6 protein-coding genes are annotated in these 11,136 nt (G+C 75.6%); 1 reads left to right on the top strand and 5 read right to left on the bottom strand.

Annotation, left to right across the window (positions count from 1 at the left end):
* Positions 1-35: 35 nt before the first annotated feature.
* From ABD363_RS12110 to ABD363_RS12130, 5 genes are all read right to left on the bottom strand, one after another.
* Entirely contained in the window at positions 36-923 is an 888-nt protein-coding gene (locus ABD363_RS12110) for a FadR/GntR family transcriptional regulator (RefSeq protein WP_344602402.1), read from the bottom strand.
* Positions 924-1,088: 165 nt separating this feature from the next.
* Entirely contained in the window at positions 1,089-3,326 is a 2,238-nt protein-coding gene (locus ABD363_RS12115) for an ATP-binding cassette domain-containing protein (RefSeq protein ID WP_344602400.1), read from the bottom strand.
* Between the two features lie 216 nt (positions 3,327-3,542).
* Positions 3,543-4,301 (bottom strand): NUDIX hydrolase, encoded by a 759-nt coding sequence (locus ABD363_RS12120; protein WP_344602398.1) that lies wholly within the window; start codon positions 4,299-4,301, stop codon positions 3,543-3,545.
* A gap of 131 nt (positions 4,302-4,432) precedes the next feature.
* Positions 4,433-6,352 (bottom strand): glycogen debranching N-terminal domain-containing protein, encoded by a 1,920-nt coding sequence (locus ABD363_RS12125; RefSeq protein WP_344602486.1) that lies wholly within the window; start codon positions 6,350-6,352, stop codon positions 4,433-4,435.
* A gap of 531 nt (positions 6,353-6,883) precedes the next feature.
* The gene (locus ABD363_RS12130; RefSeq protein ID WP_344602396.1) at positions 6,884-8,563 is read right to left on the bottom strand and encodes a DUF4192 domain-containing protein; all 1,680 of its coding nucleotides are present in this window, start codon (positions 8,561-8,563) and stop codon (positions 6,884-6,886) included.
* Positions 8,564-8,863: 300 nt separating this feature from the next.
* On the opposite strand from ABD363_RS12130, the gene ABD363_RS12135 reads away from it, so the two are divergent.
* A complete protein-coding gene (locus ABD363_RS12135; RefSeq protein WP_344602394.1) occupies positions 8,864-11,023 on the top strand; it encodes a RecQ family ATP-dependent DNA helicase in 2,160 nt (719 codons plus the stop codon).
* The last annotated feature ends 113 nt before the right edge of the window (positions 11,024-11,136 follow it).

Genomic DNA, 11,136 nt, shown 5'->3' with positions numbered 1-11,136 from the left:
CTGGCGCACTCGGCCGCGCCGCCCGCGGAACGCGGTCAGTGCTCCCGCGGAGCGGGCACCACACGTTCCACCTCGGGGTGGACCGTGAGCAGTTGGCGCATGGCCGCCTCGGCCGCCCCGCCGTCGCCGGCGGCGAGGGCCTCGACGATCCGGCCGTGGTGCGCCAGCGAGGCGTCGCTCGCCCGGTCACAACCCGTGACCGGGCCGCCGGAGACCTGGAGGGCGGCGGACACGATGCCGGAGAGGTGCTCCAGCATGCGGTTGCCCGCGATCTGGATCAGCAGCGCATGGAACTCCATGTCGGCGCGCGAGAAGGTGAGCGCGTCGCCCTGGCCCATGGCGTGCCCCATGATCTCGACCATGTCGGCGAGGCGCTGCTGGACGTCCTCACGTCCGTGTCCCGCGGCGAGGCGCGCGGCGAGCGGCTCGATCGTCCAGCGCAGCTCGCTCAGCTCACGGCGCTGGTCGTCACGCTGCGGCCCGAAGGCCCGCCACTCGATGATGTCGGGATCGAGAAGGTTCCAGTCGCTGACGGGCCGCACCCGCGTACCGACGTTCGGGCGGGCGCTGACCAGCCCTTTGGCTTCCAGGACGCGGAGCGACTCGCGGACGACGGTGCGGGACACCTCGAAGCGCTGTCCGATCTCCTCGGGCACCAGCGGCCGGTCGGCGCCCAGGTCACCGGAAACGATCATTTGACCCAGCTGCTGTACGAGTTGGCCGTGCAGCCCGCGTCCGCGGTTGCCCGCGGCACGTCGGCCCACACGGCCCAGCTCGGGGTCCGCGCCCTCCCAGGCGGCGGGTCCGACGCGGTCGGCGACGGACGCCTCGGCGTAGGGGTAGCGGTCGAGTTCGCCCGGGCTCGCGAGGCCGGAGTCTGCGGAGCGGGCGGCGGTCATCATGGTGTGCGCAAGGGTACTCACGGATCCTTTGTCGGCGCCGTCTCCAATTCCCTTGAGTTCTTTGGTGAAAAGCACACGAAAGGGTGATCGCTCACCTCGTCGCAATTGACGCCTTATCGGAAAGAAATGAGTCTCTCGCCGGGGAGTTGCGATCACTTAAAGGAAACAAATTGACACAGAGAGTCATCATCGAACTCTGTCGCGCAGAGCGGTGAGCAGATACGCACAGAGCAGTGCGGCCAGTGACAACATCAGCGCACTGCCCACGGGTTGGGCGATCACCCGCAGCGCGGCGGACAGGCAGCGCTCCCCTCCGAAGGGCCACTGCGCCAGGAACACTTCCCGCAGCCGCACCGGAAGCCCGGCCGCGGTCCGCGCCGACGGCCCCTCCCAGACCCTGTGCACCAGGGGGACGACGAGCACGGGAACGGCCACCACCGCCGCGAGACCGGCCGTGGTCGACCGGAAGACGCCCGCCGCCAGGACGCCGGCCCAGGCGCAGCCGATCACGAGCCCGACCCAACCCGCGCTCAGGGAAAGCCAGTCGGCGGGAACCCTCACGAGTTCCGGTCCGTAGAAGAGGTAGAGCGCCTCGGCGTCGCAGCCCACCGTGAGGACGGCCAGCACCGCGGCGGTGGCCGCGGAGACGAGGAGCTTGGCGGTCAGCAGCCCCAGCCGACGGGGCACGGTGCCGCGGTCCGCCGCCAGGGCGGGATGGCGGAACTCGTCACCGAAGGAGAGCGCGCCGAGCAGCCCCGCGCCGAGCGCCGCGGGCGGCAGGGGGGCTTCCCGCGGCCACGCGGCGAGCAGGAGCGGCTGCGGTGTGTGCCCGAAGCGGGCCAGGATCACGGCGGTGACGGCGGACACGACCAGCACGGCGGCCGAGACGAGGAATCCCGTGCCGATACCGGTGGCGCGCCGGAATTCGTAGCGCAGGGGGCGGAGCGGGCCGGGGGCGGAGCGCACGGAGACGGGGGGCGGGAGGAAGGACGAGGGCCGGGCGTCGAGGACGTGCGGGGCCGGGACCCGCCCGGGACGGACGGCCGGCAGGTGCGGGTCGCCGGGCGTCCGAGCGCCGTCGGAGGCGGGCGTTTCCGGGACGGCCCGTGGCGCACCGTCGACGGGCCGGGTCTCATCGGCGGACGGGCGGGGTTCACCGGCCGAGGGGCCCTGAGCCCGCAGAGAGGGTCGTGGCTCGTCGGGCGACGGCCCCTGGACCTGGGCGGACGGGCACGGTGCGCCGAGCGGCAGCGCCTGTCTCCCGGCGGACAGGCCCGGATCGCCGGCGCCCGGCCTCCGCTCCTCGGCGGACGGACCCGGTTCGCCGAGGAGCGGATCCCGTTTCGCGGCGGACGGGTCCGCTTCACCGGTGCGTGGCTCCGGGCCCCCGGTGGAGACGTGCCGCACGCCGGTCACCCGTCGCGCGCCGGCGGCCTCCCCCGGCTCCTCGGCCGGCGTACGGCGCGCGCCGGCCGTCCACCGCGGCTCGGGCGACCGGCCGTCCTCCGCATCGGCGGGCGGCGGTTCCACGGGCGGTGCCCCCGCGCCCGGCCCCATGTCCCCGGTCTCGTCGGCCAGTTGATGGACGAGGATGCCGTGGCGGAACGCGGCCTCCCCGACGTCGGCGCAGGTACTGCCGTACACGGAGAGGCGGTTGCCGCCCTCCCGTACGACTTCGACGGAGCGCTGGGCGGCGCGCGCCTCCTTGGCGAGGAGAACGGCGAGGCGTGCGGCGTGCGGGCTGCGCACGGCGACGCGGGGACGCAGCCGGGTACGGGCGAAGTCCGCCGCCTCCTGGTCGGCGACGAGCCTGCCGTGGTCCAGCGTGACGACGCGGTCCGCGGTGCGCGCCGCTTCCCTGGGGTCGGTGGTGGTGAACAGGACCGTGCCGCCCTGGGCCGCGTACGCACGCAGCATGTCGTGCAGCCAGTGGGCCTCGCGGGCCGAGAGCCCGTCGGCCGGATCGTCGAGCACGAGGGTGTGCGGGTCGGCCAGCAGGGCACAGGCCAGGCCGAGGCGGCGGTCCATGCCGCGCGAGAGGGTGCCGAGGCGTTCCTCGCACAGGCTCACCAGGCCGACCGTTTCCAGAACTTCGTCGGCGCGCCGGACCGGAACGCCGACGGCGGCGCACAGCAGGCGCAGATGACCGCGTACCGTGCGGGCCGGGTGTCCCGGCAGATCGCCCAGCAGCACGCCGACTTCGCGCGCGGGGTGGGCGATGCGGTGCAGGGGACGGCCCCTGAAGTGGGTGACGCCGCGGCCCTGTTGGAGTTCGAGCATGAGTCTGAGCGCCGTCGTCTTGCCCGCGCCCGGTGCTCCGAGCAGTGCGGTGACGCGGCCCGCGGGCGCCTCGAAGGAGACGTCGTCGACGGCGGGGGGAAGCTCTTCGCGGGGGTTGCTGGTCAGTCCGAAGGCCTGGATCATTCGCAGCAAGATAGCGTGCTATGTCCGGTTTTTCGGTCACGCACGGCCCGCTGCGCGCTGGACGACCGGCCATGTCGGGTCCCTGCGCCGTTCGCCGTCCGGGGCGGGCCACGCCGTACGCGGACGTCGGTGCCGGCGGGTGTGCACGGCCGCGCCCGCGCCGCCCGAGCCCCGTACCGGAAGCAGTCTCCCGGGCCCCGGGACGCAGGCCCGGCGTCACACCTCGGGGCGCAACATCGGGGGGTTGAGCAGCGTGGCGCCACCGGCGCGGAAGAGCTGAGCGGGGCGGCCGCCCTGGCGGGTGGTCGTACCGCCGGTGGGGACGAGGAAGCCCGGCGTGCCCGTCACCTTGCGGTGGAAGTTGCGCGGGTCGAGGGCGACGCCCCATACCGCCTCGTAGACGCGGCGCAGTTCGCCGACGGTGAATTCGGGCGGGCAGAACGCCGTGGCCAGCGACGAGTACTCGATCTTGGACCGGGCCCGCTCCACCCCGTCGGCCAGGATCCGGGCGTGGTCGAAGGCGAGCGGCGCCACCGGCTCGCCGTCGCGCCCGTACCCGCCCTGCTGCAGCAGTTCCTCGACCGGCGCCCAGCGCGCGTTGCTGGCGTCGCCGCCGGCCCGTGGGGCGGGCAGGTCGGGGGCGAGGACGAGGTGGGCGACGCTGACCACGCGCATCCGGGGGTCGCGTCCGGGGTCGCCGTACGTCGCCAGCTGCTCCAGGTGGGCACCGTTGTCCTGAGCGGGGACGGACGGGTCGTGGACGCTCAGCCCGGTCTCCTCGGCCAGCTCGCGCGCCGCCGCCTGTGCCAGGTCCTCGTCGGCCCGGACGAAACCACCGGGCAGAGCCCAGCGCCCCTGGAACGGCGGTTCGCCCCTGCGGACCGCCAGCGCGCACAGGGAATGGCGGCGTACGGTCAGCACGACCAGGTCCACGGTGACGGCGAAGGGCGGAAAGGCTGACGGGTCGTAGGGCATGCGGCGATCATAGTCGTCTGCCTGACGATAAACACTCCCTTCACCGGCCGCACCGGCAGTTGATCGTTTTCGGTCGGGAAGGGGTCCCGTCACCTGCTTCCGTTTGTCATGCGATGCCGTGTTCTGCCAGGTCATCCGCCCAGTTGCAGTCCGTCGGCGGCCTCCTCGACCAGTGCGAGGCCGAGGCGGCTGACCCGGACGGAGAAGGGGGCTTCCGCGACGCGCAGCCCGGTGAGGGCGATCTCGCCCAGGGGAGCGCTGCGCACGGGCCGCAGTGCGACCGTCCCGGAAGGGACGTCGGGGCGGATCCCCGCGAGGCTGGTGACCAGCAGGACGGCGGCGGCCGCCGCCGTGGCCGCGGGACGGCAGGCCGCCGGGTGCGGCAGGGGCGCGCTCCCCTCCGTGCGCTGTTCCCCCGCGTACATCTCGGGCAGCCGGTGGCCGAAGGTCCCGGCCGCCGCCAGTACGCCCCGCAGCAGCGCACTCGCCTCCTTCTCGTAGCCGGCTCCGCCCAGGCCCGCGACGGCGATCGCCGTCTCATGGACCCGTACGGCGCCGGCGCGGTGGCCGAAGGGGTTGTATCCGGCTTCCTCGGCGCCGAGTCCGCGCAGGCCCCAGCCCGAGTCCATGACCGGACTCGCGAGGAGCCGGGCCAGTTGTCCGGTCCGCGCCTTGTCGAGGAGCCCGGGCGCCCGCGTTCCCCCGCCCAGCAGGCCGGTGTCGAGGAGGTGGACCGCGGCCGCGCCCAGGTACGGGACGAGGCGCCCGTCCGGGGTCCGGGCAGCCGCGGGCCGGCCGCCTGCCGGACCGTCGATCCAGAACTCCTCCCGGAACGCCGTCCGCAGTTCCTCGGCCCACTCCCTCAGCGCGGCGCCGCCCGGCCTGCCGCAGGCGTCGAGCAGATCGGCGCCGAGCAGTGCGGCACGGTGGGCGTGGGCCTGGGTCTCGCAGCGGAGGGGGCCGCCGGGCTGCGGGTCCGGCAGATACGTCCCCTGGCCCACGGCCGTCCGCAGCCAGGCCAGACAGCGCTCCGCCGCCGGCAGCAGCTGCTCCGTCTCGTGCTCGGGGAGCCCCCAGCGGCGGGCCTCCGCGAGGAGCACGGGAAAGAGCAGGGTGGCCTCCGTGCCGGTGCAGCCCGGCGGCAGGTGCGGGCCCGCGTCCCGGCGCGGCCCGGGAATCATGCCGAACCGCGGTCCGGGATCGCGGAGTTGGGCGCGGGCCAGGGTGCGCAGGGTGCCCGCGGCCAGGCGGGTGCCGAGGGGCAGCGCCATCCGGGCCGCGGCGAGCGCCTCGGCGGGTGCCAGGCCGCACCGCCAGGGCGCCCCTGCCGCGAGGTGGGTGTCGGCGGGATGTGCGGGATCGCGCAGCAGGAGGGACCGGAGGTCCTCGATGCTGGTCCGCAGGAGCGCGGCGACCGCGGGGTCGTCGCCCGTCGCACGTGCGGCGGCGAGAGGGCCGGTCGCCGTGTGGCCCGCGGCCCGGAGGCGGCCCGCGCCGTCCGGCCGTACGCGCAGCTCCACGCTCGCGCTGCCGCCGGGAGGTATCACGAACTCCCACCGCAGGAGGCCGGCGGAGGCCAGGGCGTCGGCGGGCGGCGGGTCGGCCGTCACGGACGAGCTGCCGGCGGGGCCGGACCAGCGCAGGCCTGAGGCGTGGACGTCGGCGGACAGTTCGGGCCCCGCGGCGCCGGACGCGATCGCGCCCAGTTCGGCCAGGTCCGTGCCGAGGGCCACCTCGACCGGCAGGCGCAGCGGGCGGGGCGCCGAGCTGCGCAGCGTGATCCGTTCCGTGCCGTCCGCGTGCCGGGTGCGCTCGACGACGACGTCCGGATCCGGTCCCGCCGGGGAGGACGCCCGGAGGGTCGCCACGAAGCGGACGCTGTCGGCGGCGGCCATCCTCGCCTGGACCACGAGCGGTTCCCGGCCGGCCACGCGAAGCCGGCACCGGGAGAGCAGGCGCCGGCCTGCCCGGTAGAAGCCCTCCAGTCCCCGCCCGGTCAGCTGACCGTGTTCCGCCGAGATGACCAGGCCCGGAAGGGCGACGCAGATCATGGCGGCGTGGGTGGACGGCAGGTCGCCGAAGCGGCGGGGGGACGGGAGGGCGGCGCCCCGGGGAGGGATGCCGTCGAAAGCGGCACGGAACGGACGCGGGGCCCGGTCGGCGGCCGGAGGCAGGACGGCGCTCGGGGCGGGGGGCCGCGCGGGTCCGCGTGCCGCGGAGCGGCCGGCCGTGGAGGGCGGAGTCGGCTGAGGCATGGGAGTGCTTCCTTCGTGCTCGGTACGCCCCTGGCACGGGCGGCGCCGGCCGGGACCCCGGCGGGACGTGGGCGGTGCGGTGTCACGGCCCGTCCAGGCGTTCCACCACTCAGGTGAACGGGACCGGCCTCCTTCGGGTAACGCCCGCAGCCGTGCGACCGGTCCGGCTGGTCGTTGCGGTACCGTTCGCCGCCGTCGGTTCGCGCAGGCCTCCCGCCGCCCGGGTCCTGGCCGGACAGCGGCGGAGCCGCGGGTCCCGGCGGGCCGGGGACGCGTTGCTCGCCGCCGTACGGTGGCCCGTGGCGACGGCGTCGGCTCCGGAGCCGCTCATTCCTCCCCCGCGGTGCCGTGACCTCCCGCGGGGACTCCTCCCGAACCGGAGCCGTGCCGGCGCACGATCCCCTCCGCGCGCCGGCGGACACGACCGGGACGACTGCCGCCGGCGGGCATGCGCGGACGGGAGGCGGTGGTGCCGTGCTCGCGGCCCCGCGGCTGCGCACGGCCGTCGGCGGTTCCGCTGGAACGCGTACCGCGTCGGCGGCGGGAGGGGGCCTCCTGCACGGGTCCGGCCGCCTCGTGTTCCACCGGGTTCACGGCGTCCTCCCTCCGATCGGGTCCGTCGCTTCCCGCGCGCTCGCGGCCCGCGCCTTCCGCGGGTCCGCGGCCCCCGTTTTCCGCGCGCCCGCGATCCTCGCGTTCCGTGCGCAGGCAGCGGCGGACCGACTCCGGGTCGAGGCCCTCGTTGCAGGCCTGGTGCAGGAGCCGGGCGAAGAGGTAGTCGGGGTCCGCGGCCAGAGCCAGGGCGAGGGCTTCCCGGGCCTCCAGCTCGTCGCCGGTGGACCAGGCGACCCAGCCGGCTAGGGTGAGGGGCGCCGCGGCGTGTTCGCCGTAGGGGCCGACGCAGCGACGGGCCAGCGCCCGCCAGAGCCGGAGGGCGGGACCGGCCTCGTCGCCCTCCATCCACTCCGCCGCGCGGTCGCGGGTGGTGCGGTCCTGCAGGCCGAAGATCAGGGCCGCGGCCTCGTCGTGCCCGATCAGTTCGTCGTCGCGGAGGTCGGCCGTGAGCGTGCCGGAGACGGGCGGCGCCCCGGCGAGGCGGTCCATGATCCGCTCGGCGAGCGCCAGCGTCTCGCCGGACACCTCCGCGCGGCTCGCCTCGTCGAGGATCCTGGGGACCAGCGCCATGCCGGCCGTGTCCAGGGCGGCCTCCTGTTCGAGGGCGGCGGAGGTCTCCCAGGGGAGCAGCCTGACGCGCAGCTCCCGCAGGGTGCCGCGCACCTGGATTCCGGCGTAGGTGGCGGCGGCCGCCAGCACGGAGGTGCCGGGCAGCCCCATCGGCGTTCCCTCGGCCGGGCAGCACGACTCGTTCTCGCAGCAGTACGACCACAGGCGTCCGTCGGAGACGCACAGCGCCTCGACCACCGGCACGTCCAGTGCCCCGCATTCGACGCGCAGCTTCTGGGCCAGGGGCCGCAGTCGTTCCATGACCTGCCGGCCCGACTCGCCCTCGGACGGTTCCTGGCAGACATAGGCGACCATCTGCTCGGGCCGGGCGCCTCTGCGCTCGCTGCCGGTCACCAGGCCGTGGGCCAGCTGCCGGGCCGCGAAGGCCCAGTCGTCGGCGTTGGCGGGGATGCCCAGCCGGGCCCGGCCCCCGAACCGGCCCCGCCCGCCCCGGTCGTGCAGGGCGACCAGGACGATGCTGTCCTCGGGCCGGTATCCGAGCAGGTAGGGCAGGGCGTCGGCGAGTTCGGCCGGGGTGCGCAGGGTGACCTGGTGCTCGGCGCCGCGGCCGTCGTAGGCGGTGCAGGCGAGGTGGTCCGCACATCGGGTGCGCTGGTCGTACCGGGCCGGCGCGGCCCGTTCGCCGGGCGTGGCGGCGCCCGAGGACACCTCGGGCTGCGCGGACCTGTCGCGGGGGCCGGGCCCCTCGGGCCGCTCCGGCCTCCCGCGCCCGGTGATGTCGCCGCTGTCGGTGGGTCCGGTCGTTTCGCTGTGGTTCGTCATGCGCCGACGATCTCGCGGATTGCGAACTTCCGCTTGGCCTGTGGACAACTCCGATCAGGGACACGTCACCCTCGGCCGGTCCCGGGCCGCCCCCGGGCGTCGGCCCGTCCGCCGGGCCGACGCCCCGCGGGGCCACGGGTGCCGCAGCCACCACGGCCGGTCCCGGCAAAGCCGCGGGCGTCGAAGTCCTCCGACCGGCGGCCGGCAAAGCCAGGACGCCCGGCCCTCGCTGTCCGGCGTCGCCCGGACCACCCCGCACCGCTGCCCGCGCTGTCAGTGCCGTCCTGTTGTATGGAACGCATGGAGCACACGAGCAACGCGGATCTCCGGACGGCCGCCGACGCGGTCCTGGCCCGTCTCGTCGGGGACGACACGGCCCGGCTGCGCGAGGACCAGTGGCGGGCGATCGAGGCGCTGGTCGCCGAGCGGCGCCGGGCGCTGGTCGTGCAGCGCACGGGCTGGGGCAAGTCCGCGGTCTACTTCGTGGCGACGTCGTTGCTGCGGGCCCGGGGCAGCGGCCCGACCGTGATCGTCTCGCCGTTGCTCGCGCTGATGCGCAACCAGGTCGGCGCGGCGGCCCGGGCCGGCATCCACGCGCGGACCATCAACTCCTCCAACACCGAGGAGTGGGACGCCGTCCAGGCCGAGGTCGCCGCGGGCGAGGTCGACGTCCTGCTGGTGAGCCCCGAGCGGCTGAACAACCCGGACTTCCGCGACCAGGTGCTGCCCAAGCTCGCCGCGGCGACCGGACTCCTGGTCGTGGACGAGGCCCACTGCATCTCCGACTGGGGCCACGACTTCCGCCCGGACTACCGGCGGCTGCGCACCATGCTCTCGGACCTCCCGCCCGGTGTGCCCGTGCTCGCCACCACCGCCACCGCCAACGCGCGCGTGACCGCCGACGTCGCCGAGCAGCTCGGCACCGGGGGCACGTCGGACGCCCTGGTGCTGCGCGGCCCGCTGGACCGGGAGAGCCTGAGCCTGGGCGTGCTGCGGCTGCCGGACGCCGCCCACCGGCTGGCCTGGCTCGCCGACCACCTCGGTGAGCTGCCGGGTTCCGGGATCGTCTACACGCTCACGGTGGCCGCCGCCGAGGAGGTCACGGCCTTCCTGCGGCGGCGTGGGCACGCCGTCGCCTCCTACACCGGGAAGACCGAGAACGCCGACCGGCAGCAGGCCGAGGACGACCTGCTCGCCAACAGGGTCAAGGCCCTGGTCGCCACCTCCGCCCTCGGCATGGGCTTCGACAAGCCCGACCTGGGCTTCGTCGTGCACCTCGGCTCGCCGTCCTCCCCCATCGCCTACTACCAGCAGGTCGGCCGCGCCGGACGCGGTGTCGAGCACGCGGAGGTGCTCCTGCTGCCGGGGAAGGAGGACGAGGCGATCTGGGAGTACTTCGCCTCGCTGGCCTTCCCCGCGGAGGACCTGGTGCGCCGCACGCTCGACATCCTCGCGCGCGCGGAGGGGCCCATGTCGCTGCCGGCCCTGGAGCCCCTGGTGGAGCTGCGCCGTTCCCGGCTGGAGACCATGCTCAAGGTCCTCGACGTGGACGGAGCGGTCAAGCGGGTCAAGGGCGGCTGGATCGCCACCGGGCAGCCGTGGACGTACGACGCGGAGCGGTACGCCTGGGTCGCGCGGCAGCGGAAGGCCGAACAGGAGGCGATGCGCGCGTACGCGGCGACGACGGGCTGCCGGATGGAGTTCCTGCGGCGGCAGCTCGACGACGAGAGCGCCGGTCCCTGCGGTCGCTGCGACAACTGCGCGGGTCCGCGCTTCACCGCCGGCACGTCCGTCGCCGCGCTCGACGCCGCGCGCGTCGATCTGGGCAGGGCCGGCGTCGAGGTGGAGCCCCGCCGTATGTGGCCGACCGGGCTCCCGGCCGTCGGCGTCGGTCTGAAGGGCCGCATCCCGGCCGGTGAGCAGGCCGCGCCCGGGCGGGCGCTGGGGCGCCTGTCGGACATCGGCTGGGGCAACCGGCTGCGGCCGATGCTCGCGCCCCAGGCGCCGGACGAGCCCGTGCCCGACGATGTGGCGAGGGCGGTGGTGGACGTACTGGCGGACTGGGCCAAGGGCCCCGGCGGCTGGGCCTGCGGGGCCGCGGACGCCCCGCCTCGCCCGGTCGGCGTGGTCACCCTCGCCTCGCGCACCCGGCCGCGGCTGATCCGCTCCCTCGGAGCGCGCATCGCGGAGATCGGCCGGCTGCCGCTGCTGGGCTCCGTCGAGTACGCGGGCGACGTGCCCCGGGCCTCCCGGAGCAACAGCGCCCAGCGGCTGAAGGCGCTCGACGGGGCGCTCGCCGTGCCGCCCGCCCTGGCCTCCGCTCTCGCCGAGCGCCACGGACCGGTTCTCCTCGTGGACGACTACACCGAGACCGGCTGGACCCTCGCGGTGGCGGCCCGTCTGCTCCGCCGCGCCGGCGCCCAGGGGGTGTTGCCGCTGGTGCTGGCCGTACAGGGGTGATCACGTGCCGGTGCCGCGGGCGGTTCCCCGCACCCGTGACGGCCGGGAGGCCCCCCGTCCGTGCCGCCCGTCACCGCGTCCGGGGGCGCGGCCTTGGCCGACCGGCGCCTCCG

The organism is Streptomyces glaucus, from assembly GCF_039533365.1.
GTDB lineage: Bacteria > Actinomycetota > Actinomycetes > Streptomycetales > Streptomycetaceae > Streptomyces > Streptomyces glaucus.
This window is presented reverse-complemented; position numbering and strand designations above follow the sequence as displayed.